22 protein-coding genes and 1 pseudogene are annotated in these 25,311 nt (G+C 34.5%); 21 read left to right on the top strand and 2 right to left on the bottom strand.

The genetic code is table 11. The annotated features are described in order from the left end of the window. Positions 1-177 precede the first annotated feature (177 nt). The 3 genes from IGJ17_RS10955 (at position 178) to IGJ17_RS10945 (ending at position 2,869) form a co-directional block, all read left to right on the top strand. Positions 178-555, top strand: coding sequence for a DUF7006 family protein (locus IGJ17_RS10955; protein ID WP_005234961.1), 378 nt, complete (start codon positions 178-180; stop codon positions 553-555). Between the two features lie 138 nt (positions 556-693). Beyond that, the gene (locus IGJ17_RS10950; protein ID WP_005234965.1) at positions 694-1,461 is read left to right on the top strand and encodes a putative ABC transporter permease; all 768 of its coding nucleotides are present in this window, start codon (positions 694-696) and stop codon (positions 1,459-1,461) included. A gap of 205 nt (positions 1,462-1,666) precedes the next feature. Beyond that, positions 1,667-2,869, top strand: a complete 1,203-nt coding sequence (locus tag IGJ17_RS10945) for a 3D domain-containing protein (protein ID WP_429961378.1) — start codon at positions 1,667-1,669, stop codon at positions 2,867-2,869. A 298-nt stretch (positions 2,870-3,167) separates the two neighbouring features. Here IGJ17_RS10945 and IGJ17_RS10940 read toward each other — a convergent pair whose 3' ends face one another. After that, positions 3,168-4,637, bottom strand: a complete 1,470-nt coding sequence (locus IGJ17_RS10940) for a helix-turn-helix domain-containing protein (protein WP_016621502.1) — start codon at positions 4,635-4,637, stop codon at positions 3,168-3,170. A gap of 860 nt (positions 4,638-5,497) precedes the next feature. On the opposite strand from IGJ17_RS10940, the gene IGJ17_RS10935 reads away from it, so the two are divergent. From IGJ17_RS10935 to wecB, 18 genes are read left to right on the top strand one after another with little or no spacing between them, the layout of a single operon-like run. Then, positions 5,498-6,367: a hypothetical protein gene (locus tag IGJ17_RS10935; RefSeq protein WP_429961377.1), complete on the top strand. Its 870-nt coding sequence runs from the start codon at positions 5,498-5,500 to the stop codon at positions 6,365-6,367. 45 nt (positions 6,368-6,412) lie between these two features. Further along, a complete protein-coding gene (locus tag IGJ17_RS10930) occupies positions 6,413-7,345 on the top strand; it encodes an LCP family protein (RefSeq protein WP_429961376.1) in 933 nt (310 codons plus the stop codon). Between the two features lie 15 nt (positions 7,346-7,360). Beyond that, positions 7,361-8,140 carry a YveK family protein gene (locus IGJ17_RS10925; protein WP_429961375.1) on the top strand — a complete coding sequence of 260 codons (780 nt, stop codon included), beginning with the start codon at positions 7,361-7,363 and terminating at the stop codon, positions 8,138-8,140. A gap of 9 nt (positions 8,141-8,149) precedes the next feature. After that, positions 8,150-8,857 carry a CpsD/CapB family tyrosine-protein kinase gene (locus IGJ17_RS10920; protein ID WP_005234973.1) on the top strand — a complete coding sequence of 236 codons (708 nt, stop codon included), beginning with the start codon at positions 8,150-8,152 and terminating at the stop codon, positions 8,855-8,857. Positions 8,858-8,880: 23 nt separating this feature from the next. Next, on the top strand, positions 8,881-9,645 hold the full coding sequence (locus IGJ17_RS10915) for a tyrosine-protein phosphatase (protein WP_429961374.1): 765 nt from the start codon (positions 8,881-8,883) through the stop codon (positions 9,643-9,645). A gap of 12 nt (positions 9,646-9,657) precedes the next feature. Then, positions 9,658-11,475: a polysaccharide biosynthesis protein gene (locus tag IGJ17_RS10910; RefSeq protein WP_008378780.1), complete on the top strand. Its 1,818-nt coding sequence runs from the start codon at positions 9,658-9,660 to the stop codon at positions 11,473-11,475. 12 nt (positions 11,476-11,487) lie between these two features. Beyond that, on the top strand, positions 11,488-12,102 hold the full coding sequence (locus IGJ17_RS10905; protein ID WP_192810775.1) for a sugar transferase: 615 nt from the start codon (positions 11,488-11,490) through the stop codon (positions 12,100-12,102). Further along, a complete protein-coding gene (locus tag IGJ17_RS10900; RefSeq protein WP_008378776.1) occupies positions 12,099-12,980 on the top strand; it encodes an NAD-dependent epimerase/dehydratase family protein in 882 nt (293 codons plus the stop codon). The genes IGJ17_RS10905 and IGJ17_RS10900 overlap by 4 nt, the downstream gene beginning before the upstream one ends. Beyond that, positions 12,977-14,071: a glycosyltransferase family 4 protein gene (locus IGJ17_RS10895; protein WP_008378772.1), complete on the top strand. Its 1,095-nt coding sequence runs from the start codon at positions 12,977-12,979 to the stop codon at positions 14,069-14,071. Before IGJ17_RS10900 ends, IGJ17_RS10895 begins: the two co-directional genes overlap by 4 nt. Further along, positions 14,064-15,374 carry a nucleotide sugar dehydrogenase gene (locus IGJ17_RS10890; RefSeq protein ID WP_008378770.1) on the top strand — a complete coding sequence of 437 codons (1,311 nt, stop codon included), beginning with the start codon at positions 14,064-14,066 and terminating at the stop codon, positions 15,372-15,374. The genes IGJ17_RS10895 and IGJ17_RS10890 overlap by 8 nt, the downstream gene beginning before the upstream one ends. 2 nt (positions 15,375-15,376) lie before the next feature. Then, a complete protein-coding gene (locus IGJ17_RS10885; RefSeq protein ID WP_008378769.1) occupies positions 15,377-16,363 on the top strand; it encodes an SDR family oxidoreductase in 987 nt (328 codons plus the stop codon). 6 nt (positions 16,364-16,369) lie between these two features. Further along, the gene (locus tag IGJ17_RS10880; protein ID WP_429961373.1) at positions 16,370-17,545 is read left to right on the top strand and encodes a glycosyltransferase; all 1,176 of its coding nucleotides are present in this window, start codon (positions 16,370-16,372) and stop codon (positions 17,543-17,545) included. Beyond that, positions 17,493-18,572: a glycosyltransferase gene (locus IGJ17_RS10875; protein WP_429961372.1), complete on the top strand. Its 1,080-nt coding sequence runs from the start codon at positions 17,493-17,495 to the stop codon at positions 18,570-18,572. Before IGJ17_RS10880 ends, IGJ17_RS10875 begins: the two co-directional genes overlap by 53 nt. Further along, positions 18,535-19,794, top strand: coding sequence for a lipopolysaccharide biosynthesis protein (locus tag IGJ17_RS10870; protein WP_429961371.1), 1,260 nt, complete (start codon positions 18,535-18,537; stop codon positions 19,792-19,794). The genes IGJ17_RS10875 and IGJ17_RS10870 overlap by 38 nt, the downstream gene beginning before the upstream one ends. Continuing rightward, positions 19,778-21,007: a hypothetical protein gene (locus tag IGJ17_RS10865; protein WP_008378760.1), complete on the top strand. Its 1,230-nt coding sequence runs from the start codon at positions 19,778-19,780 to the stop codon at positions 21,005-21,007. The genes IGJ17_RS10870 and IGJ17_RS10865 overlap by 17 nt, the downstream gene beginning before the upstream one ends. Continuing rightward, positions 20,997-22,019, top strand: a complete 1,023-nt coding sequence (locus IGJ17_RS10860; protein ID WP_008378758.1) for a polysaccharide biosynthesis protein — start codon at positions 20,997-20,999, stop codon at positions 22,017-22,019. Before IGJ17_RS10865 ends, IGJ17_RS10860 begins: the two co-directional genes overlap by 11 nt. After that, positions 22,016-23,125 (top strand): capsular polysaccharide biosynthesis protein CapF, encoded by a 1,110-nt coding sequence (locus tag IGJ17_RS10855; RefSeq protein ID WP_008378756.1) that lies wholly within the window; start codon positions 22,016-22,018, stop codon positions 23,123-23,125. Before IGJ17_RS10860 ends, IGJ17_RS10855 begins: the two co-directional genes overlap by 4 nt. Positions 23,126-23,127: 2 nt before the next feature. Beyond that, complete coding sequence (gene wecB, locus IGJ17_RS10850) at positions 23,128-24,252, top strand: non-hydrolyzing UDP-N-acetylglucosamine 2-epimerase (protein WP_008378753.1); 1,125 nt, start codon at positions 23,128-23,130, stop codon at positions 24,250-24,252. A 268-nt stretch (positions 24,253-24,520) separates the two neighbouring features. On the opposite strand, the pseudogene IGJ17_RS10845 reads toward wecB, so the two are convergent. Continuing rightward, positions 24,521-25,135, bottom strand: a pseudogene (locus IGJ17_RS10845) (helix-turn-helix domain-containing protein). Positions 25,136-25,311: the final 176 nt, after the last annotated feature.

The following is a 25,311-nucleotide window of genomic DNA, read 5'->3' as shown; positions in this document are numbered from 1 at the left end:
AATAATAGTGTGTTTTTTATTTATCTATTTGTTTTGAATAATTGTCAGAATTTTGTTGCGAAATACTATGGCTTCTTTCGATACAAAAAGTAGGGCGACATCAGCGACAGCCGGATAGAGAAAGATAGCTCAAAGCGGCGAGGAATAGAAGAAACATAAGATCTACGTTTAAAAATAATGGAACTAGGGGGAAGGAAATTGTTTTATCAATCAGTAAATGAGTATCTAGTAAAAATGAGAGAAGGATTATCTGCTGAAACCATTAAAGGTGAAATGCCATCAGTCTATGCGTACTGGTTAGCACAGGAAGCAGAATTGAAAAAAATATTGAAAAACAAAGACATGGCATTTTGGATGGATATCCAAAGAGTTCTCTTGATCGATGCAAAATTAGTATTACTTCGCAGTTATATCAATGACTACGATTTTCACGGATTTTCCGAAGATGAGATCATTGCAAATGTGGAACAAGATCATTTTACCTTTAACAAAGAACTGTGTGGCTATAGTTTGAAAGAACAAGTGCACCCATCAATTATTTTTGGTGATCAATAAGCAACGAAAAAAGAACGTTCAAACAGGGAATAAGCTACTGCACTGATTCAAAATAAGACTGATTGATTTGTGGTATGATTGTGATGACAAGTACGATTGCACAGATCATTGTGACAGTTTGAAAAGGAGCGGATAGGTATGGTTCAATTTGAACGGATCATTTTATTATTTTTCTTGTACTCATTTATCGGTTGGCTTTGGGAAACCATTTATTGCTCACTAAAAGCCAAGCACTTTGTTTATCGGGGCTTCCTTGTTGGTCCCATCACACCCATCTACGGCTTTGGGATTCTTGGCGTTGTCTATTTATTGCGGCCATTGCATGAGCAAGTGATTCCACTGTTCTTTGCGGCAGCGTTGTTGGTTACCGTGCTTGAATATGTGACAAGTTATTTACTTGAGCGTTTTTTTCATGCCTCATGGTGGGATTATAAAGAAGTCCCATTAAATATCAATGGACGGGTGGCATTGCCGATTTCTCTTTTTTGGGGCGTGTGCTGTGTGCTCATTGTTCGATTTGTTCATCCGCAAATGCTGGAGATTGTTCAAACATTGAGTGCTCGCGTAGGATTCTTATTGCCAGTTTTCTTATTGATGGTTCTCTCTTTTGATATGGGCTATACCCTAGCTAACTTGGTTGCCTTTCAGAAAGCGGTGCAACAGGTCAATCAAGCCTTTGAACAGCACAAAAAAGAATTGGCTGAAAATATTGAGCAATATAAAAACGATTGGCAAGGGCGCTTCGCAGCGTTTCCAGAAGAATGGCGCGTATTAAAACAGAATCTACCGAGATTGAATTTCCATCAAAGAAGACTCTTAAAAAACTTTCAAAAGTTAGAAATCAATCAGATAAAAAGCAGTCAGGAATTGTCTCGATTTATTGAAGCGATCCGTAAGAAAAAATAGGTTTGTTACGGTAAGGTTACAAAAAATAAACCCTTATCAATGCTGATTCTTCCCACTTCTGACTGATTTCAGTTGAAAAAGACGATTAAAACACCCACTTTTACGATAATTTGTAACAAATTGTAAAGGTCCTGCAATAAAATTCTTCTTAAGAATTTGTATAATAGGATATGTTGGAAAACATAGTGAGAAGTGAGGGAATTTTTTGAAGGCAAAGAAACTACGAACAATCGTTGTCGCTGTCTTTGCGGCAGGAATCGTTTCTCCAATCTTTGCGCAGGCTGAGTCACTTGAATCATTGCAAGAGCAAGAAAGTGCCGTCATGCAGCAAAGTCAGGAAATCAGTACGGAAGTACAGATTGCATTGACTGATGTGAATGCGAAATACAGTGAGGTAGAAGAGCTAAAAGCTCAAATCGCTGAAAATGAAGAATCATTAGCAACAACCAAAGCAGAAATCAAAACTGCACAAGAAACAATTGAAAAGCGTGAAGCAGTCGTTGCGGAACGTATGAAAGACATCCAAGTCAATGGCGGGGCTACCAGAGACTGGACGGTACTGTTAGAATCATCAAACATCCAAGATTTTATCAATCGTGCCTATGCGATGACGATGTTACAAAACTTGGAAAAAGAAAAGATCGATTCATTAACAGCTGAAAAAGAAAAGCTAGAAGCTTTAGAAGAAAAAGCACAGTCAACACAGCAATCATTGAAAGAAAATCAAACCGCATTAGAATCAGAAGCCAAAACACTGGATTCAAAAATTGCGAATCTACAAGCCCAATTGAAAGAAAACGAATCAACCTTGGCACAAATCGCTTCAAGCAAAGAAGCTGAAACAGCTCGCTTAGCTGCTGAAAAAGCAGCAGAAGAACGAGCAGCCAAAGAAGCGGCAGAACAAGCAGCGAAAGAAAAAGCAGAAAAAGAAGCAGCCCAAGCTGCCGAACGTTCAAGCGCTTCTGAATCACAAGCGGCTGCTTCATCGAGCAGCAATACGACTGAAAGCAGCACCTCATCATCGAGCAGCTCTTCAAGCAGTAACAATAGCTCAAATAGCAGCTCAAGCAATAACAACAACAATAACAATAGCAACAATAGCAACAACAGCAATACAAGTAGTGGTCGGACATTGATGATGGAATCAACTGCCTACTCTTATAAAGAAGCTGGCTCCAGTTTCTTTACAGCAAGCGGTACAGACTTACGTAAAAATCCAATGGCAGTTGCCGTGGATCCAAGCGTGATTCCGTTAGGCACCTTAGTCAATGTTGAAGGCTATGGCGTAGCACTAGCGCTTGATACTGGTGGCGCGATCAAAGGAAATATCATTGATGTTCACTTTGATAACGTAGCACAATGTATCCAATGGGGACGTCGTCAAGTAAAAGTAACGATTCTTGATTAATCAATCAACTAGCAAGAAGCAGCTCACTGAATGAAGTGGCTGCTTCTTTTTTTGCTTTTAATAGAATAAGGCATAAGTAGAGAGCGTATCGCTGTGTCAGTGCCGACCCTAACGGATACGCTCTGTTTTGATTTAAATTGCCCATAAGTCCTTACAATCGTTCTCTCAGTTATTTATTTTGTGGTGATCTAATCATACTAGAGAACGATATATTTTTAATACCTAAAATGAAAATGGGGCTGAAGAATCAGTTATGATTCCTCAGTCCCATAAATTAAAGAGCCAAGATTTTCATTTATCAAGGATTGAAGTTGGCATTCAGTTTTTCTTCTAAAGCTTCCCAGTCGTGCTCATCGGGAAAAGTTTTGAATAGCAAATAATCAATGTCTTGGGCATATTCGGTGATGTATTCCGTATAGTTGGTGACGATCAAGTCAATTTGATTTTTTTCCAAATAGCCTGCCGACAATTCATTGGAGTCTGGAAAATAAAATGTCCGAGAGCTGCGCAAATAACGAACAGATTTGCATTTTAATAATTGGCATAAATAAAAGGGGCCTTCAAACAAAAAAGCGATATTCTTCTTTGCTTGCCAGTACAAAGATTTAATAGAGGTAACGTACATCGTAAGACTCGTTCCTAAGTGTTCCAGTGTGATACTGTCCCAAATTTCTCTGGCTAATGGTTGCGTCAACAGATAGTTTTTAAATAGATGGTAATCATCCATATACGCCTCTTCGACAAAATGAACGGTATCCGAAATCATATGGTTTAATAAGGGGGATAATAATTGCTTGATTTTTGCTACCGTAAAAAAGGATTCTACTAAGAGCCGGTCACGAGCGCTATCTTGAGTATCTGGCAAACAATCCTTGACAAAGGCTGCAGCAAGCTGCTTAATTTCAGGCCAATGATTATACTCTTTACAAAAGGTTTGTTCGATCGCCAAGTTGCTGATCGAACGACGGGTTTTCACCAATAAGAACAAATAAAGAACTTCCTCATAGGGAAGTTCTTTTTGGTATTGTTCACTCATTGCCTCGTTGATTTCAGAAAATAGCCGAAAATCATTATATTGCTCAAATATTTTTTTTATTTGCTTAGGCAACTCGATACCTTGACCCGCACAATGGCGCTCAAAGGTGATATACAAGTAATAATTGAATTCACCAAACGAACAAGCATGCTGGTCAAGTTGATAACATCTAGAAAAAGCGCTAGCAGTGATATTTTGGATGGCGATCGGCGGAAAAATCGTATGGGCAGTAATTTCCGATTCGTAATAGAAATCATGGAAAAACTTGCGAATATTGATCTCCTCACCAATAAAGCAAATAGGATTGGTTTGGATCTCCAAACGATAGAAAGAAAAAATCGGTTGCACTTTCCGCAAATAGCGAAGAACAGTGCTTTCTGATATATGGTATTTCTCAGCCCATTCAGATGAGCTATAAAGATCATTGTGGAAAATACTTTCGATGATATGGAACAGAATCTCATTGGCAATCAGTGCACGTTTTTTCGTTAAATAAACAGCTGAATGTTTGATCGAAAAAATATACCCCTTGTGAGAAGAGTCGATCGATAAACAATCGCCAAAGTACTCTTTTAGATCCGTCACATCCGTAACGATCGTTCGCGTGGTACTTCCTGAAATTTTTGCCAAACCTTGAGTCGAACATTGATAATTTTTCTCGAATGCCCTCAAAATTTTCAGCCATCGAATCGTTGCAGTGTTAGTAATAAAATTTATTTGAAAATTTCTCAAGACGTGGCTCCTTTCATGAACAAAATCGCAAATCTTACTTATTCATCTTAAAGAAGATAGGGAAGAAAAAACAAATCACGTATTTCATCGATTGGTGAAATCTATACCTGAGTCTATGCGAGATTTTTTGCATTTTCTATAAATCAACTGACGATCGGTATATATATAGGTAGAAACACGTTTTTTCCAGCATGTCGAAGAAGATTGATTGAAATTGAATAGCCAGAGAGGAGGCGAGACGATAAGTTTTTAGTGGTGGAATAAAAATTAAATGATTATTGTTTTTCGGGGGGCGATTGAATATTAAGGGGAACAGAATTGAAGAAAAAAGTCACTTTGCGAAAGACAACTTATAATTTTAACAGGAACGATTGACGTAAATAAATAGCAGCCGCAAAGGAAACCCTAAGTGCGCCAAGAAAAGAATTCAGCTTTGCCAAATTAATTTATAATAACAAGAAAAGTGTATAAAAATACTTTCTGAATTTCTTATCTTTTCTATTTATAATGAAAAGATGTTGAGAAAGTGAACGAATATAATCTCTTAAGGTTATTTTTCTATGATGTGACAACCTTCAAAGGTGATGAGAACAACGATTATAACTGAATTATTCATTATTTAAAATGAGGGTTTAAAAAAACTGTCAAGTAAAGTAGACGTTATTTATGATTTTTTAAAATAACTGATGTTTGGCATTATATAAGTCTTTTATTGACGAAAAATATACCTTAATAAATAAAAAACGGGAATTTCCTTTATTTAATGATACATTTCTCTTATAATAAACTAGAATTGCCTTTATTATGTGAGAAGAAGGCAGAATGCTTAAACAAGCACAATTGAAGTAGGGAGTGTGTTCATGGGAAAGCCGTTAATAAAGACTTTGACTGTTTTAGCCGTTGGTATTGGCGCCGTTGCAATTTGTTTTATTGGTTACCGACAAAATAACCAAAGGCAATATCAGCAGCGAGTCGAATATGCACAGACAGCGATTGCCAGCGAAAAAGATCGCATCAATGAGTTGTCAAATGAAATTGCTGAATTTTACAGCAACGAAGATCAAACGTTTTTGCGAAAAGATCTTAAAGAAGAAGACGTTCTTAAAACAGTCGCAAAACTTTCTGCAGTGAAAGTATCTGCAGACGATTATGGGATCGATGATGATGCACTGCCAAGTGAGTCAGTGGAGATCCAACAAGAAAAAACCGCCCTTGATGATCAGCTAAAAGACATCGAGGCAAAATTAAAAGTACAAGCGGATACGGAAGCCTTATTTACTGAAGGTGTTTCAAATTGGCAAAGTGCTGAAAATGATGTCACCATTAGAGCTGATCTAAAAGAAAAGGATGTCGGGAATGTCCGTGAAAATCTGAGCTTTTTTGAGGATAGTAAATGGAAAGAGTTAGTTGTTTCCTATTTAGAATATGCGGATACTCAATTGGACCGCATTGCAAAATTACAAGAAACTTTTGATGAAATGCTTGATGGGGATGAGGTGACAAGTGAAGTCACCTTAGAAAAATATCTGAGTGCAGTCGACAGTATCAGCAAAGTTCGCAACGAAGAATTGAAAGAGAAATTCACCGAATTAGCAGATAAAGTCGCTACCCAAATGGGGTACACAGGATACAGCACGTATACACCCCCCGCTTCAACGGAAAGTTATTCAGAGGATACATCCGCAGGAGATGGCACCTGGACAGACCAAAGTTCAGACACTGTTTACTAATTTAAAGATGTATCGAAGAAAATAGAGATAACTGGAGGAAAGCAAATGTCAAAAGGAAAAAAAATCTTTTTAATCATCTTTTCAATCGTTGCAGTGTTAGTCATCGGAATGATCGGTGTCGCTGCAAAATTATATTTTGATGTATCAAACTCAATTCAAGAAACCTATCAATCAGTCGAACGTGATCGAGAAGATCGTCTACGTGAAAATGATGTCGACCTATCCCAAAAAGATTCCTTCTCGGTTTTACTGATGGGGATCGATACCGGTGATTTAGGAAGAGTCGAACAAGGACGTTCTGATACCATGATGGTGGCGACCATCAGCCCACAAGACAATCAGACGACGGTGGTGAGTATTGGAAGAGATTCCTATGTTGATATCGTTGGACATGGGACGACAGATAAAATTAATCATGCCTATGCTTTTGGTGGACCAGCGATGGCAATGAATACCGTAGAAAAATTCTTGGATATTCCGATCGATCATTATGTATCAATCAATATGGCTGGTTTGAAAGAATTAGTCGATGCGGTTGGCGGCATTGAAGTTGATAATGAAATCACCTTTTCGCAAGATGGCTTTGATTTTGCTATCGGACGTACATCACTAAATGGCGAACAAGCCCTTGCCTATTCAAGAATGCGTTATGAAGATCCAAACGGCGATTATGGACGTCAAGAACGCCAACGTAAAATCGTTGAAGGAATCGTTAAGAAAGTCTTGAGTCTTGATGGAATCACCCAATATCAAACGATCTTAAATGCCGTTGAGCAAAACATGAAGACAGATATGAGTTTCGATGACATGCGAACCTTAGCATTTAATTATCACAGTGCCTTTCAAACGATCAAACAAGATCAGTTGCAAGGGGAAGGATTCATGCAAGACGGCATCTCATATCAGCGTGTGAGCGACGAAGAACTAGCAAGAGTTCAAAAAGAGTTGAAAGCTCAACTAAATCTAGAGAATGAATAGGAAAGTGGAGAAAAGATGGAAGAAACAATTAGCTTAAAAGAAATATTCGCAATTCTACGGAAACACTTAGCTGCTATTTTTATTTCAATGTTTGCTGGTTTAGCTTTAGCAGGGATATTCACCTTCTTTGTCATTACACCGAAATACAGTTCACAAGCTCAGTTGATTGTGACATTGCCTCAATCCGAAACTACCAATGCCAACGATGTGAATACAAACTTGCAAATGATCAATACGTATAAAGATATGATTGTCAGTGACTTGGTTATGACACAAGTAAAGGATCGTTTGGAGTCTGAAAATAACCTTGACTTGACTGTCGGACAATTGAAAGAATCCATTTCGATCAACCAGTCACAGAACTCACAAATGTTTTCCATTCAGGCAACTAGTACAAATGCAGTGTCAGCGCAAAATATTGCCAACACAACAGCATTGGTCTTTCAAGAAAATGCTCAAGATGTTATGAATGTTGATAAAATCTCAATCATTTCAAGTGCGGTAGCTAGTACTACACCCGTTTCACCTAACAACAAACTAAATCTAGCTATTGGTCTGGTATTAGGGATCATGGTCGGTGTCGGTTTAGCCTTCTTATTGGAGCTACTAGATCGAACTGTCAAAGATGATAAATTTGTAACCGAAACATTAGGCTTTACCGTATTGGGTACTGTACCCCAAATGTCACCAAAAGAATTGGCTGCGACCATTCAGAAAAAGCCAAGCGCACCATTTGTTAAGAAACCGCAAGGCGACAAAACGGCAGAATCACGCCGTAGTCGTAGCCGGGTCTAGGAGGGAACAATGATGGCAAAAAAACAAGAACGTACTGGGACACAGACACATGCAGTAAGTTTGATCACGCTAATTGATCCTTCTTCACCAATCTCAGAGCAATATCGTACGATCCGTACAAATATTCAATTTGCGTCTTCAGCAGATAAACAAATCAAGACCATTGTTGTTACTTCTTCTGGTCCAGGTGAAGGGAAATCGACAACTTCAGCTAATTTAGCGGTTGTTTTTGCAAAATCAGGACAACGAGTATTGTTAGTTGATGCCGATATGCGAAAGCCTACTGTATACAAAACATTCAGCTTAAACAATGCGAGTGGATTGAGTACCGTATTAAGTACCTCAACGAGCGTCCTTGAAGCAGCTCAAAAAACGGTGATTGATAATTTATCTGTCTTAACTAGCGGACCAAAACCACCAAATCCATCTGAGCTACTTGGGTCAGCACGAATGAACCAAGTGATGGAAGAAGCGAAAAACCTTTACGATGTGGTTATCTTTGATATGCCACCAGTTGTAGCAGTCACCGATGCACAAATCATGGCATCTAAAGCAGATGGGACGATCTTAGTGGTTCGAGAAAATGTTGCACGTAAAGAATCCTTAACAAAAGCGAGAGATCTTTTGAATATGGTTCAAGCAAGAATCATTGGGGTGGTCTATAACGGTGCCGAACACTCGAAAGATTCAGGTTACTACTATTATTATGGAAATTAATTAATTTGAAGGAGACGAGAGAAATGATTGATTTACATTGCCACATTTTACCAGGAATTGATGATGGTGCAGAAGACATCAATGCGAGCATTGATATGGCTGAAAAAGCGATTAGCCAAGGAATTACGCATATCCTTTGTACCCCACATCATAACAATGGAAAATACCGCAATCCGAAGTCAGAGGTCATTTCTCTCGTTACCTCTTTACAAGAAGAATTAGACGCACGGAACCTGCCCTTGACAGTTCTTGAGGGGCAAGAGGTTAGGATAACAGGAGATTTAATTGAGGATATACAGAAAAATGACATCCTTTTTACAGATCTTGATGATACGTATATCTTGATAGAATTTCCTACGATTGAAGTGCCTACGTATACAGAACAAATATTCTTCGATTTACTACAGCTGGGAAAGATTCCAGTCATTGTCCACCCCGAGCGGAATGCTCATTTTAGAAAAGACCCTAACAATCTCATCCCTTTTTTGGATATGGGCTGTTTGGCACAGTTAACTGCGCCAAGTTATGTCGGCGTATTTGGAAAAGAAATCCAAAAAACAGCAAAAACAATGGTTGAACATAATCTTGTTCAGATGGTCGCTTCGGATGCTCATGGCGTTACAAAACGCACCTTTAATTTAAAAGAAGCTTATGAGCAAATTGAGCAAGATTTTGGCATGCTCAAAGTAACCTTGATGAAACAAGTAGCAAAAGATTTGATAAACGGGGATCAAATCAGTTTTCCAGCTTTTACAGAAGTGAAAAAAAAGAAATTCGGGTTATTTTAGGGGGCAACTGGGTTGTTTGAATTAACGAGAAGAAGAAAAATTGTAACTTTGATAGTTGTAGATAGTTTATTGATCATAGCAGCGAATATAGCAGCAGTTTATTTTATGAAACCCTTTGTGGCGATTCCAAAAGAATTTACATTGATGTCGGTGAGCCTTTCTGTCGGTTTCTATCTTTTTTATGGTTCCGTATTTCGTGTTTTTTCTCGGATCAATCGTTACACGAACTTGAAAGAAATGATCGCTATCTTCTTGGCTGTATCATGCAGCGCTTTTACCTGTAACGTGATCTTGTTTTTCGGTGATGAAACCTATAGCATGCGCTTAGTGATCTTTACGTACTTTCTTTCACTCTTTTTGATCATTGCTAGTCGATTGATATGGCGGATCTATGTTGAAAGAAAAAACATGAGAGTGTCATCCAATGAGGTTGTTAAGAATACCTTAATCGTCGGCGCAGGTGAGGGCGGCAGAATTCTTTATAATAGCTTTGTAGGTTCGAAAACGGCAAGTGACATTAATATTCTCGGATTTGTCGATGATGATCCGAATAAACGAAACACTTATCTTTCTGGAAAAAAAGTCTTGGGTTGTATCAGTGATTTACCTGATTTGATTCAAAAGTATGAGATCAATATGGTCACTATCGCCATTCCTTCTTTGTCACGAAAAAAATTGCGGAGTATTTTTGGCATAATTGAACCTTTGCATGTCAAAGTCAACACGATGCCATCAATGGAAGAAATCGCCTCTGGAAAAATCAGTACCTCACGTTTGAAGAAAATCGATGTCATTGATTTGTTAGGGAGAGATGAAGTCAAATTGGATATCGACTCCATCAAAGATCAAATTACTGGAAAGACGATATTAGTGACTGGTGCTGGTGGATCGATCGGTTCCGAAATCTGTCGCCAAGTGATTCAATTCAATCCTAAAAAACTAGTTTTGTTAGGACATGGCGAAAACTCGATTTACTTAATTGACCGTGAGTTGAAAATCAATTTTAAAGATAATATTACCGAAATCGTTCCTGTTATAGCCGATATACAAGATCGAGAAAAGATGTTTGAAATCATGAAGGAAGTCAAACCGGATATCGTTTATCATGCGGCAGCACATAAACACGTACCGTTGATGGAATACAATCCTAAAGAAGCAGTTAAAAACAATATTTACGGAACGAAAAATACCGCTGAAGCTGCCAAAGCTGCGAAAGTGAAAAACTTTGTAATGGTGTCTACGGATAAAGCCAATAATCCACCAAACGTTATGGGGGCAACAAAGCGCATCTCCGAGATGATTGTTACTGGCTTAAATGAAAAAGGTTGCACGAAATTTTCTGCTGTACGCTTTGGTAATGTCTTAGGATCAAGAGGCAGTGTGATTCCAGTATTCCGTGAGCAAATAGCAAAAGGCGGACCAATCACAGTGACTGATTTTCGTATGACTCGCTACTTCATGACGATTCCAGAAGCAAGCCGCTTGGTTATTCAGTCAGGTGCACTTGCTAAAGGTGGAGAAATCTTCATTTTAGATATGGGCGAACCGGTGAAAATCGTTGATCTTGCGAAGAATATGATTCGTCTAAGTGGTTATAGCGAAGAAGAGATTGAGATTATTGAAACCGGGATTCGACCTGGGGAAAAATTATACGAAGAACTATTATTGGATAAAGAACGAAATGATGAAGCAGTTTTTGAGAAAATTTTTGTTGGGAATATCAAAGGATATCCATTGGAAGAGGTACTTTGTTTTGTAGATGCACTTCCTAAAGATAGTGCTACATTGGCTAAGGAAATCGTGAAATTTGCAAATGCTTCAAACAAATAGGAGTGGGTTTTGTTGTATAAGGATGGATTGAAACGAATCATTGATTTTATTTTATCGCTAATGGGGATCGTTGTTTTATCACCAGTTTTATTACTTTTATGTTTAGCTATAAAACTAGATTCTAAGGGACCAATTATTTTCAAGCAAAAACGGGTTGGTAAAAATAAAACCCATTTTAATATTTATAAATTTCGGACAATGAAGATTGATACACCGAAAGAAATGCCGACACATCTATTAGCAGACCCAGAATTTTACATCACCAAGGTCGGAAAATTTTTAAGAAAAACTAGTTTGGATGAGCTGCCTCAATTGTTCAACATTATCAAAGGAGATATGGCTGTCATTGGTCCTCGTCCAGCGCTATGGAATCAATATGATTTGATCGAAGAACGAGATAAGTATGGGGCAAATGATATTCGACCAGGATTGACTGGGTTGGCTCAGATTAGTGGTAGAGATGAGTTGGAAATTAAACAAAAAGCTCTTTTAGATGGGAATTATACTGAAAGCATTTCACCCTCTATGGATCTGAAGTGTTTTCTTGGAACGATTGTTTCTGTTTTTAAAAGTGAGGGTGTTATAGAAGGCGGAACAAGTAGTATTAAGAAGGAGGATGGGCAATGAAGCGTATCCTCATCACAGGAGAAAATAGCTATATTGGTACATCATTTAAAACATGGATAGAGCAATATAAAGAATATTATCAAGTTGAAACGATTAGTGTTAGGGAGAGTATTTGGAAAGATGTTGATTTTTCTGTATATGATGTTTTGATTCATCTTGCAGCTATTGTTCACGTCAAAGAAACGAATGAAGAATTGTATTACAAAGTAAATCGTGATTTAGCTATTAAAGTAGCAGAAAAAGCAAAGAAAGAACATGTACAGCATTTTATTTTTTTTAGCACGATGTCTGTTTTCGGAGTAGAGAGCGGAGCTATTTCTGCAGAGACTAAAATAAATCCTACAACACCGTATGGTAAATCTAAGAGAGAAGCTGAGATACAGATTGAAAGGTTAGCAACTGATTCTTTCAATGTAGCGATAATCAGACCTCCTATGATTTACGGTCCGCAATGTGTTGGAAATTACCAAAGATTATCAAATGTGGCAAAAAAAATTATTGTATTTCCCAAAGTAGACAATAAAAGAAGTATGCTGTTTATAAATAATATGAATCTTTTTTTAAAAACCATTATAGATTACAAGCTAGTAGGAATACTACATCCTCAAAATTCAAAATATGTTAATACAACAGAAATGGTATCATTAATAGCTGCAATAAATAAGTCTAATATTTTTTTTGTTAAAGGATTTTCGCCGCTTATAAAATTATGTGCGAAAAATAGTACATTATTCTCCAAAGTTTTTGGTGATTTATTTTATGATCATTCGCTTTTAGGTTCGCCAGGTTCGTATGTTGATGGAATCAAAATGGATTATTCCTATATAAATTTTGATACTAGCATAAAACTTACAGAAAAATCAGGAGAATTATTATGACCAAAGTGTTGCTTATTGCAAATCACCCAAAATATGTATATAACCTTAGAAGAGAATTGATAGAAGAACTAATTAAAAAAGGTTATTCTGTAGGAATCTGTTGTCCCTACGGAAAAGAAGTAGATTATTTTATTAGTTTAGGATGTGTATTTTTTAACAGTAAATTAGACAGACATGGAAAAAATATTTTCACTGAACTTAAATTAAAAAAAGAATACGGTAAAGTAATGGACTCCTTTACGCCTGATATTGTTTTGTTGTATACAATAAAACCTAATGTTTACGCTGGTCTTGAAGCAAGTAAAAGGAATATTCCAAGCATTGCAAATGTTACTGGGTTAGGTTCCCCGTTTCAAAATGATGGTTTACTAAAAAAAATTCTAATAAGAATGTATCGTTTAACTTTCAAAAAAATCAATACAGTTGTATTTCAAAATGAAGAAAATAAAAAATTTTTCTATCTTAATAAGATAAAAATAAATAACAGTATTTTATTACCAGGATCAGGAATCAATCTTGAGCATTTTAAGTACTTGGAATACAAATATGACAATTTAATCAAGTTTGTTTTTATTTCGAGAGTGATGAAAGAAAAAGGTATTGATGAGTTTATTCTTGTAGCAGAAAAAATTTTGCAAAGCTACCAAAATGTAGAATTCCATATTGCTGGTTTTATTGATGGTGATTACCAAAAGATAATTAGTGAAAAAGAATCACAGGGCATTATAACTTATCATGGTATGGTTGATAATATTCAAGAATTGTTAAAAGAGATAGATTGTGTAATTTTACCTAGTTATCATGAAGGGATGTCAAACGTACTTTTAGAAGCTAGCGCGTCTGGGAGAGTTTCAATTGCTTCCAATATTCCGGGCTGTAAAGAAATAATTGAGGATGGCGTTACCGGTTTTCTTTGTAAACCAAAAGATGAAGATAGTTTATTTAAATCAGTTGAAAAGTATTTAACATTAAATTATGAAATTCGTAAAAAAATGGGTCTTGCATCAAGAGAAAAAGTTTCACAATATTTTGATCGTCAAATTGTTGTCAATAAATATGTTGAAAGAATTGAGGAGATTTGTAATGGATAATTTATATGATGCAATAGTAAGCAAAAAAGAAAAAATTTCTGTGATAGGTTTAGGATATGTTGGAATGCCTATCGCTGTAGCTTTTGCAAAAAAAGCTCGAGTAATAGGATTTGATTTAAGTAAAGAGAAAATAAAACTATACAAAAATGGCATTGATCCAACTAAAGAAGTTGGAGACGATGTTATTAAAAATACTGCAGTAGAATTCACTTCTGAAGCTATTGACTTAAAAAATGCGAAATTTCATATTGTAGCTGTTCCTACACCAGTTAATGAAGACCATACACCTGATTTAACACCAGTAGAATCAGCAAGTAAAATTGTTGGTCAAAATTTGACTAAAGGTTCTATTGTGGTTTTTGAATCTACTGTTTATCCAGGAGTTACAGAAGAAATTTGTATACCTATTTTAGAAAAAGAGTCAGGTTTGATTTGTGGGAAAGACTTTAAAGTAGGTTATTCTCCAGAAAGAATTAATCCAGGAGATAAAGTCCATCGACTTGAGACAATCGTAAAAGTTGTTTCAGGAATGGATCAAGAGTCTTTGGAGATTATCGCAAAAACATATGAACTTGTTGTTGAAGTTGGGGTGTATAGAGCTGCCAGTATTAAAGTTGCTGAAGCAGCAAAAGTTATTGAAAATTCGCAAAGAGACATAAATATCGCTTTTATGAACGAACTTTCTCTAATTTTTCATAAGATGGGAATAGATACTAAAGAAGTACTTGAAGCAGCTGGTACAAAATGGAATTTTCTTAAATTTTCTCCTGGACTTGTTGGTGGCCATTGCATCGGAGTAGATCCATATTACCTGACTCATAAAGCAGAGCAATTAGGATATCATTCACAGATTATCCTAGCAGGAAGACAAATTAATGATGATATGGGAAGAGTCGTTGCTGAAAGTGCTATAAAACTAATGATCAAAAATAAAAAAGATGTTTCCCATGCCAAAGTCGGGATCTTCGGTTTTACATTTAAAGAGAACTGTCCGGATACTAGAAATACAAAAGTTATTGATATCATAAATGAATTAAAAGAATTTAATATTGAACCTCTAGTTTTTGATTCAGAGGCAGATGCTGAAGAAGCTGATCAAATATATGGACTGAAATTTGTAAAAGAAGAAGAGATGAATGAATTAGATTTAATGATTATTGCTGTTAATCACGATAGCTTTGTTAATCAAACTATAAATTATTGGTTAGACCGAATTAAAAGTAAAAAAGTTATTATGGATTTAAAAGGTATGTTGGATAAAGACGAAGTAGAAGCATTAGATGTCGCTTACTGGAGGTTATAAAATTGAGTTATAGCGAAGTTGTTTTCCCGAAAAATAGTCAATTTTTAGTTACAGGCGGTGCCGGTTTTATCGGAAGTAATTTATGTGAAGTATTATTAAACATGGGATATAAAGTAAGATGTTTAGATAACTTATCAAATGGTTTTTACGAGAATATCAAACCATTTATCAATAATATGAATTTTGAATTTATTAATGGCACTATTACCGATTATGATGTATGTAATCATGCGTGTAAAGATGTTGACTATGTTTTGCACCAGGCTGCATGGGGAAGTGTGCCTAGAAGTATTGAAATGCCTGTATTTTATGAAGAAGTAAATATCAAAGGTACTGTAAATATGATGGATGCGGCACTAAAAAATAAAGTCAAGAAATTTGTCTATGCATCTAGCTCATCTGTATATGGTGATAGCCCTATCCTGCCTAAGGTGGAAGGGATTGAAGGGAACGTTCTCTCACCCTATGCACTAACAAAAAAAGTTGCAGAAGAATACGGTAAAATATATTCTGATATATATGGATTAGAAACTATAGGATTAAGGTATTTCAATGTTTTTGGATATAAGCAAAACCCGAATGGAGCATATGCTGCTGTGATTCCAAGATTTATTCTCTCTTTACTAAATGACAAGGCACCAATTATTAATGGAGATGGAAATCAATCTAGGGATTTCACTTTTATTGAGAATGTTATTGAAGCTAATTTGAAAGCAGCATCTTCTGATTCGTCCGTTAGTGGAGAAGCTTTTAACATTGCTTATGGTGGAAGAGTCTCATTAAATAATTTGTATGAAGAAATTTCAAATATTCTTTCAAAGAAACACATTAAACCTGTATTTGAGAATGATAGAAAAGGCGATATTAAGCATTCTAATGCAGATATTTCAAAAGCGGCTAAAATGTTAAATTATAGTCCTTCATATGACTTCAGTGCAGGTCTAAAGAAAACGATTGAATGGTATAAAAATAATGAAGAAGGTATGTAATTATTTATGAAAAAAATTCTTTATGTTGGAGGTTTTGAACTTCCAGAAGGAAATGCTGCAGCCCAAAGAGTACTTCAAATAAGTAAAATTTTACGTGATTTAAACAATGAAGTTATTTTTTATAATAGAAAAAATTTATATGAATCTGAAGATAATAGTCTTATTGAAACTGAATATTTTGGATTTAAATGTTATGAAGAAAAGAAAATAACTTCTTCACGTGAGTTACTGAACCAATATACCAATATTAAAATAATAAAAGAAATAATTGTAAAAGAGAAGATTGATTTGATTATTGCCTACAATTTTCCGTCGATAGCCACTCTTAAATTAATTAAGTATTGTAGAAAAAGAAATATAAAAGTTGTGGGGGACATTACTGAGTGGTATGGAACTAAGGGATTACCCTTACGAAGAAAAATTATAAAAGGTTTTGATTCCAATTTGCGAATGTTATTTACGAATAAAAAATTGGATGGTTTAATCGTTATAAGTGATTTTTTAGAGAATTATTATTATAAATCTCTAAAAGTAAAGCTTCCTCCAATGGTTGATTTAAATGATAGTAAGTGGGAGGCAGTCTCTAAATTAAAAAATGGCAAGAATAAAGTGAGTTTTATCTATGCAGGATCACCCAGCTCAGAAAAAGAAAATCTAGATTTAATAGTTGAAGTAATGGATAAAGTAAGTCTCGACTATAATATTCATCTTAAGATAATTGGAATAACTAAGAACGAATATTTTAAAATGTATAAAAGAAAAATATACGCGAATAATTTGGCTCATGTTGAGTTTAAAGGGAGAATTGAACATTCTAAAGTAATAGAAAACATAACTAAAGCCGATTATTCAATTATTATCAGACCAATTAACAGGGTTACCCAAGCAGGATTTCCAACAAAACTTGCCGAAAGTATAACAGCTAGAACGCCTGTGCTAATCAATCAAGAAATGGAAGTAACTGAGTTTGTTGAAAATAATTATAATGGTTTTTATGTGAATCAGAATGACTTAGAAAAGGAAATAGAAAGTATAATTTTAAAAAGAAAATCTATGATTTTTGATAATACAATTTTTAGTTATACAAATTTTTATCATAAAACAGAAAAATTTATAGACGAGGTTTTTAATGAAAAAAGTAATGCTACATCAAATTATGCCGGATCAAGTAAGCGGTCCTAATATAGCTGCTGAAAGAATCTCTAAATCCTATTTGAGAGATAAGTATAAGTTTGAATTTTTGACTCAGAGCACATTGGCTGGTGGTAAAATAAACTTAAAGCTAATAATGGATTTAAAAAAACAAATCAAACAATTTGATCCGGATGTAATTCATATATCTGGAATGCAATCTTCTGGATTTCACGCCGTGATAGCGTCCAGACTAGCAGGTTATCGAAATATATTACTAACTGTCAGAGGGTTCGCCTTTGATGATAGCCAAGTTTCTTTCATAAAAAAAATTGTTTTTAAATATATTATTGAACCTTTAACTTTGAAACTTTCAAGAAAGGTTTACGTTGTTTCTAAAGAATCTGAGAATAAAGAAATGATAAAAAAACTAAATAAGAAGAAATATTTAGGTGTTATTCATAATGCAGCTCCAGAAATAAAATACTCTAGTACAGAATACGCGAATTATAGGCAAGATTTCAGGGGGAAATTAGGCTATAATGAAGATGATTTTGTTGTTATTGTGGTAGGTAGAATAGTTATAGATAAAGGAATATTGGACATATGTGAGGCAGCTAGAAAGAGTGACGTTGAAAATATAAAATTTCTTATAGTTGGAGATGGTCCCTTAAAAGAAGAATTGCAAGAAGAATATTCTACAGAAATTAGTAATCATAAATTATTATTTTTTGGAAAAACAAGTAATGTTCTATCCTTACTTTGTGCTTCAGATGTGTTTCTTTTTGGAACTTATCATGAGAATCTGTCTAATGCGCTTTTAGAAGCTATGACAGTCGGTCTTCCAGTAGTAGTGACAAATGTAGGTGGGAATATGGAGGTTGTCGAAGAAAATTATAATGGATATTTTATTAGTCCGAATGATCCGGATGATATCAATGCCAAAATCAATTCTTTAAATGAAAACAAAAAATTATGCAAATATTTTTCTGAAAATTCCAGAAACGTTATTGAAAATAAATTTTCTCAGAAGGTAATTTATGAAAAAATTGATAGAATATATAAATCTCTTATGTAAGAATAAAACTTCAAGGCAGTACTCATTATTATTATTTTCAAATTTTTGCAGTATTGCTATTTCTTTTATATTAAACTTAGTTATAACAAGACTTTTAAATGTTTCACAATTTGGAGAATATAAATATATTGTGAGTATTATTTCCATGTTTACAGCCTTTTTTAATTTTGGAATTTACTATTCCAGCGCAAGATTGTTGATTTCTAAAAAAAATAATAGTCAAATTTATGGTGCGACTTTATTACTGAATTTTTTTATCTATGTCACTGTTGTTATCTTAGTTTTCCTAATGAAATTACTTTTAGGGGATGCTATGAATGATTCATTTATGTATGGAGCCGTTCTTTTATTTACTCTATTCTTTCAAAGAACTTTTACATATATGCTTAGAGGCACTAATAAAATAAAAGATATTGCTTTTCAAACTTTGGCACCTAATGCTATAGCCGTAATAATCTATTTCTTCTTGTTAATTTTTTATAGCAATACTGCATCACTTTTTATTGTCTTGTTAATTTACGGAGCATCATACTTACTAGCAGATTTGCTAACAATCAAAAGGATTAAAGCTGTACTTAATAAAGACTCATTAGACTATGTTAAGTTAATTTTAAAGGAACAAAGAGATAATGGTTTTCAGATTTATAAAGGCTCTCTGTTTTCTGTATTTACAGGTGATTTAATGAATGTAATTGTTGGATCATTAGTGGGAAGTATGGAATATGCTTTTTATTCATTGGCAGTAAGTCTAAGTACAATGATAACTCAGATTCCAAGCATCATGGGTGTGATTAGTTTTAAAAAAAATGCTGAACTTTCATATATAGAAAAAAAAGATATCAAAGTAACTTTTTTGTTAACAGGATTTTTTCTTATTTGCATTTTTATTACAATACACGTTCTTTTTCCATTTGTATATGATAAAGAATACTTACCTGCATTGTCGTATTTGTTTTGGCTATTATTAACATATTCTTTTTATGGATTAGGTGACTATTTTAATAGCTTCCTAAGTGCACATGGAGAGGGTGTTAGAATAAAACGTTGTGCATATTATTCTGGGATTGTTCTTATAGTTTTAGCAGTATGTCTAGTACCTACTTTTAAAATTTGGGGCTTAACAATGACTCGATTAATTTCTAGCATAGTATATTGTGGTTTATTAATTATTGAATATAGGAAGTATATTAGGAGAGAGCTAAATAATGACGAAATTAAATAATTGGCCCATAAAAATCATTATAATTTATCTAGTAACCACTCTTATGATGTTTGGTTTTTCTTATCCTATAACTAGTGATCGATTTTTTACTTTATTATATGTATTAATAAATTTTTTAGCCCTTCTTTTAGGCTATGTCACAACTTATCAGAAGAGTGTAAACTTGAAAAGTAAATTCAATTGGAATCAAAATCAAAAATATATAATTTGGATTTGTTTAATTCTGACTTTAATGACTAGCATACAAGCTATTTTAACTTATTTTCCAAATATTAATACAATAATGGAATATATTACTCGACCTGGAGAGAGTTATGATTATGTAAAGCATATGCGGAACAATAATTTAGTCCCAAATCCTATAGTTTTTGGAAGGACAATAAGTTTATTACTTAACATTTTAAGTTTTTCTCGAACTCTCTTTTTTATTATGTCAATCCTTTATTGGAAACATATGTCTAAATTGCTCAAAATAATTTCCATCGTGACCTATTTTGTTTATCTTATACAGTCATTTTTAATTGGTGCGATGATAAATATTGGAGTAGTAATTTTTTTGCTATTACCTTTGCTTTATTTTATATGGAATAATAATAATAATAAGAAAGTTAAGCTTATGTTGTTAATATTCATTACACTTGGATTTTTAGGGATATTATTTTTTATGGGGAGCAGAGAGTCACAGTTTGGAACAAGTGAGACAAGCTGGATAATAAAAGGGTTCATTGGAATTAGTTTTTATATTTCTCATGGATATGAGGGATTAAGTCAAATGATTACCATGCCCTTTCAGTTTACCTATTTTCAAACCACTTTTAGAGGATTAGTAGAAACAATTGGACCATATTTTAACTACACAGATTACTTTAATAATAGTTATTTAATGAGGAATCAACTTACAAACGGGCGACCTGCTTTACAGTTATGGAGTACAATTTTTCCATGGATTGCATCCGATTTTACGTTTTATTTTATCCCAGTAATTATGTATTTAGTTGGAAAAATGTTAAAGAAAGTTTGGATAAACGCTATTTTCAGAGAAAACCCCTATTCTTTTGCTCTAGTAGGCCAATTATTTATATTTTGCTTTATGATACCAGCAAATAATCAACTCTTTCATACATTTGGTAATAGTATGTCGTTTTTATTTATCTTGATTTTTTATTTCATTTCGAATAACTTTACTTTAAGGGAGAATAATAATGGAAAATAATAAGACACTTTTAATTACAGGTGGAACTGGCTCATTTGGTAATGCCGTTATGAAAAAATTTTTTAATAGCAGTATAAAAGAAATTCGTATATTTTCTCGCGATGAAAAAAAGCAAGATGATATGCGGAAAAAATATAATAGCGACAAACTAAAATTTTATATTGGAGATGTTCGTGATATAAATAGTGTGAAAAATGCAATGCATGGTGTAGATTACGTGTTTCACGCCGCTGCATTAAAACAAGTTCCTTCATGCGAATTCTTTCCAATGGAAGCTGTTAAAACAAATGTAATGGGCACGGATAACGTTGTTACAGCTGCTGTTGAGATGGGGGTAAAAAAAGTTATTTGTCTTTCAACTGATAAAGCAGCTTATCCAATCAACGCAATGGGGATTTCAAAGGCAATGATGGAGAAGGTATTTGTAGCAAAAGCAAAAACTGTGGCAGATGAAAACACAATGATTTGCGGAACTCGTTATGGTAATGTCATGGCATCCAGAGGTTCTGTGATTCCATTATTTATTGAGCAAATAAAAGCCGGAAAACCTTTAACTGTAACGGACCCGGGCATGACTAGATTCTTGATGAGTTTAGAAGAAGCAGTTGAATTAGTTGTTTTTGCATTTCAAAATGCAAAAGCAGGAGACATCATGGTTCAAAAATCTCCTGCGTCAACGGTCGGTGATCTAGCACAAGCAGTGAAAGAACTTTTTAAAGTCGAAAATGAGATTCAAATTATAGGTACACGTCATGGTGAAAAAAGATATGAAACGCTTCTTACGAAAGAAGAATATCTCGTTGCGAAAGATATGGGCGGCTTCTATCGTGTTCCAGCCGATACTAGAGATCTTAACTACGAGAAATATTTTAGTGAAGGCAGTACCGAGTTGACACACGAAGGTGAATACAATTCTGATAACACGGAACGACTATCTGTAGAACAAATCAAGGAAAAATTATTAGCATTAGATTATGTTCAAGAAGAGTTGAAAGAGTGGAAAAGTCGATGAATATTTTAGTTACAGGAGCCAATGGATTTGTAGGTAAAAATTTAATTGCAGAGCTTCGAAATGAAGGTTATGGAAATATTTTTGAATATGATATAGATACTCCTCCACATTTATTAGATGAATATTGCTTAAAAGCAGATTTTGTTTTCCATTTAGCGGGCGTGAATCGTCCTAAGGAAGAAGAAGCGTTTATGGAAGGAAATTTCGGTTTCACCTCAGTTCTTCTAGATAAACTAAAGGAATACAACAATACCTGTCCAGTAATGATATCATCCTCTATTCAAGCTACTCTTAACAATGCTTATGGTCGTAGTAAGAAAGCTGGAGAAGATCTTTTACGAAAATATCAAAGTGAAACTGGAGCGAAAGTCTACATTTACCGATTCTCTAATTTGTATGGAAAATGGTCGAAACCAAATTATAATACGGTAGTAGCGACTTTTTGTTATAAAGTAGCTCGAGGTGAAGAAATAACCGTTAATGATAAAAATGCAGTAATTGAACTTTGCTATATTGATGATGTTGTTAAGGAATTGCTGCATTGCCTTCAAGCAAAACCATTTATTGTCGATGACTTTTGTTCAGTAAGAGAAACTGATACAGTGACTGTGGGCGCTTTGAGAGACATGATTCTTTCTTTTAAAGAAAGTAGAATAAATCTATCTGTACCTCAATTGAATCGTAGAATAGAAAAAAATCTGTATAGTACATTTCTTAGCTTTTTACCAGAGGATGAGTTTTCATATCCTTTAAAGATGAATATCGATGATCGCGGATCATTCACCGAATTTTTGAGGACTGAAGATCGCGGACAAGTCTCAATTAATATTTCAAAGCCGGGGATTGTTAAAGGAAATCACTGGCATCATACCAAAAATGAGAAATTTCTGGTAGTAAGTGGAAAAGGCGTTATCCGCTTTAGAAAGATTGGTTCTGAAGAAATTATCGAGTATTTTGTTTCTGGTGAGAAATTAGAAGTAGTCGATATACCTGTTGGTTATACTCATAATATTGAGAACCTAGGTAATACTGACATGGTCACTGTTATGTGGGTAAACGAAACGTTTGACCCTGAAAATCCTGATACTTATTACGTGGAGGTCTAGCATTGAAAAAATTAAAAGTTATGACAGTCGTTGGGACTCGTCCAGAAATCATTCGCTTATCTGCAGTTATTAATCGTTTAGAGAGTTCTGAAGCGATTGACCATGTACTTGTACATACTGGTCAAAACTATGATTATGAACTAAATGAAGTTTTCTTTGAAGACTTTAAATTAAAGAAGCCAGATTATTTTTTGAATGCAGCAACAGGTACAGCCATTGAAACCGTTGGGAATATACTGATCAAAATAGATCCAATTCTTGAAGAAGTAAAACCAGATGCATTTTTGGTCTTGGGAGATACCAACAGTTGTTTATGTGCCATTGCCGCGAAGCGAAGACACATTCCTATTTTTCATATGGAAGCTGGAAATCGCTGTTTTGATCAAAGAGTACCAGAAGAAACAAATCGAAAAATTGTTGACCATACAGCTGATATTAATTTAACGTATAGTGATATCGCCAGAGAATATTTATTGAGAGAAGGGCTTCCAGCGGATCGAATCATTAAAACCGGTAGTCCCATGTTTGAAGTGTTGAATTCTAGAAAAAAAGATATTGAGCACTCACCTATTTTGGAAAAACTAAGCCTTAAGCAAAATGAGTACTTTTTAGTATCGGCACATAGGGAAGAAAATATCAGTTCAAAAGAAAATTTTCATGATCTAGTGGATTCACTAAACTCAATTGCTGAAGAGTATCAATATCCAATCATTATTAGTACCCATCCACGGACAATGAAAATGATAGAAGCAGAGGGAGTTCAATTCCATAAATTGATTCAAACTATGAAACCTATGGGTTTTAATGATTATAATAAACTTCAAATGAACGCTAAAGCTGTTTTAAGTGATAGTGGTACGATTAGTGAAGAAGCATCGATCCTCGGGTTTAAAGCTTTAAATATCCGTCAGGCCCATGAAAGACCAGAAGCTATGGAAGAAGCTAGTGTAATGATGGTAGGCTTGAAGAAAAATAGAATTCTCGAAGGATTAGAAGTTTTAGAAACACAAGAAAATGATACTCTCCGACAAGTATCAGATTATTCAATGCCAAATGTATCTGAGAAGGTGTTAAGGATTATTGTTTCTTATACAGATTATGTGAAACGTAAGGTATGGTATGAATAAATAAGACTGCTTATGGGTTTAATATTTGTAGAAGAATCAATTTTATTAAAATATCATTTTTAGTGATCCGAACAATGTTATGAAGATTATTAAAAAATTGTTGTTACTAATTAAGAATTGTATTCTAAAAATACAAATAAGCAATTACTCTATTAATTATATAGTAAAATTTAAGATAAAAGAAGATGGGGAAAAATCTTTTTGATTAAGTATATTTAGAAATTTTACTTGAGTGATCTTTAAATTGGTCAACTATCAATTTAATATGCTACATCTCAAACTTCCGCCAATCAAACAAATAAATCACCCCAATTGCTTTGAACATCAAATAGACAAAATGACCATAATTATGGCCGATCAGATGTAATGCATCAGCGGAAGCTCATTTATTCGACCAAAGAGTAAAACCTAATATAATGGCTAAGATCAGCAGGCCTTTTCCTAATGCAAAGACAATTGTTTTTGCAGGGAGGGGTCTTTTTTTTGTGAGGAAAAAGCCGAATAAAAGGACAAAGTTAACTAGCAACAAAAAATGTGCAGCAGCTGTCCATAGGGTCGTTGTTCCTGTAGGTGTTAAGAAGTCGGTGAAAACGCAAGCGACGACTGCAGTCAAATTGAGCAAGTATAGAGGAAGGCGGAAGGTTGGTTTCTTCTCCTCACTCATTCTTTCTGGTTCGTCTGCTAATTGTTCTGGTTTTAGCAGTGACTCTAAATCAATTTGATAGAGATCACTTAATTTGATCAATGTATCGATGTCTGGGATGCTTCGATTGTTTTCCCAATTGGAGATCGTTTGTCTGGTAACAAATAATTTCTCGGAAACTTCTTGTTGGGTGAGTCCTAATTTCAAGCGACTCTCTTTTATTTTTTCAGCTATAGTCATTTCAATGCTCCTTCTGACATATCCTATCATAAAGCGGTTCAAAGAAACAATTGTAAAGCTCGATTTAACGAAGAAATGCACAAGTGTATTTCTTCGTTTTCAAAAAATGAAAATAAAATGAGTTTAGCTTAGAATTTCGCATTGGATATTCACGGCAACTCGATTATTTTTAGTGT

Origin of the sequence: Enterococcus sp. DIV1096b, from assembly GCF_050498765.1 — a bacterium.
In the GTDB taxonomy this organism is placed as follows: Bacteria; Bacillota; Bacilli; order Lactobacillales; family Enterococcaceae; genus Enterococcus_D; species Enterococcus_D entomosocium.
The sequence above is the reverse complement of the archived record's forward strand: the minus strand, read 5'-3'. Positions and strand labels throughout refer to the sequence as shown.

What these genes read in the sequence shown, in the direction of transcription:
- IGJ17_RS10955 (WP_005234961.1), top strand. Translation starts at nt 178, where the DNA reads ATGGAACTAGGGGGAAGGAAATTGTTTTATCAATCAGTAAATGAGTAT.
- IGJ17_RS10950 (WP_005234965.1), top strand. Translation starts at nt 694, where the DNA reads ATGGTTCAATTTGAACGGATCATTTTATTATTTTTCTTGTACTCATTT.
- IGJ17_RS10935 (WP_429961377.1), top strand. Translation starts at nt 5,498, where the DNA reads ATGGGAAAGCCGTTAATAAAGACTTTGACTGTTTTAGCCGTTGGTATT.
- IGJ17_RS10930 (WP_429961376.1), top strand. Translation starts at nt 6,413, where the DNA reads ATGTCAAAAGGAAAAAAAATCTTTTTAATCATCTTTTCAATCGTTGCA.
- IGJ17_RS10925 (WP_429961375.1), top strand. Translation starts at nt 7,361, where the DNA reads ATGGAAGAAACAATTAGCTTAAAAGAAATATTCGCAATTCTACGGAAA.
- IGJ17_RS10920 (WP_005234973.1), top strand. Translation starts at nt 8,150, where the DNA reads ATGATGGCAAAAAAACAAGAACGTACTGGGACACAGACACATGCAGTA.
- IGJ17_RS10915 (WP_429961374.1), top strand. Translation starts at nt 8,881, where the DNA reads ATGATTGATTTACATTGCCACATTTTACCAGGAATTGATGATGGTGCA.
- IGJ17_RS10900 (WP_008378776.1), top strand. Translation starts at nt 12,099, where the DNA reads ATGAAGCGTATCCTCATCACAGGAGAAAATAGCTATATTGGTACATCA.
- IGJ17_RS10895 (WP_008378772.1), top strand. Translation starts at nt 12,977, where the DNA reads ATGACCAAAGTGTTGCTTATTGCAAATCACCCAAAATATGTATATAAC.
- IGJ17_RS10890 (WP_008378770.1), top strand. Translation starts at nt 14,064, where the DNA reads ATGGATAATTTATATGATGCAATAGTAAGCAAAAAAGAAAAAATTTCT.
- IGJ17_RS10880 (WP_429961373.1), top strand. Translation starts at nt 16,370, where the DNA reads ATGAAAAAAATTCTTTATGTTGGAGGTTTTGAACTTCCAGAAGGAAAT.
- IGJ17_RS10875 (WP_429961372.1), top strand. Translation starts at nt 17,493, where the DNA reads ATGAAAAAAGTAATGCTACATCAAATTATGCCGGATCAAGTAAGCGGT.
- IGJ17_RS10870 (WP_429961371.1), top strand. Translation starts at nt 18,535, where the DNA reads ATGAAAAAATTGATAGAATATATAAATCTCTTATGTAAGAATAAAACT.
- IGJ17_RS10865 (WP_008378760.1), top strand. Translation starts at nt 19,778, where the DNA reads ATGACGAAATTAAATAATTGGCCCATAAAAATCATTATAATTTATCTA.
- IGJ17_RS10860 (WP_008378758.1), top strand. Translation starts at nt 20,997, where the DNA reads ATGGAAAATAATAAGACACTTTTAATTACAGGTGGAACTGGCTCATTT.
- IGJ17_RS10855 (WP_008378756.1), top strand. Translation starts at nt 22,016, where the DNA reads ATGAATATTTTAGTTACAGGAGCCAATGGATTTGTAGGTAAAAATTTA.